Here is a 319-nt window from a genome sequence, read left to right as displayed (position 1 = left end):
CACACCGAGTAAAGATAAAGATGCCCGCTGGATAAAGAAAAACGGCCTCTACAAACTCGGTTACAAACAACATACCCGTACCGATGAGGAAGGCTATATCGAGAAACTGCACATCACCCCCGCCAATGCCCATGAGTGCAAACACCTGTCGCCTTTGTTGGAAGGTCTGCCCAAAGGTACGACCGTCTATGTCGATAAAGGCTATGACAGTGAGGAAAACCGGCAACATCTGAAAGAGCATCAGTTGTTAGACGGTATTATGCGCAAAGCACACCGCAAACATCCGCTGACGGAAGCGCAAACCAAACGTAACCGATAT

At 48.6% G+C, this 319-nt stretch carries 1 protein-coding gene; it reads left to right on the top strand.

The window, feature by feature from the left end; translation table 11 throughout:
- Window positions 1-319: transposase (locus ACTHUT_RS22355; RefSeq protein WP_440420004.1), on the top strand; the 319-nt coding region annotated here is incomplete at both ends.

This window comes from Neisseria sp. P0022.S010, assembly GCF_051956635.1.
Note: the sequence above shows the minus strand (reverse complement) of the source record. Positions and strands in the feature narration are given on the sequence as shown.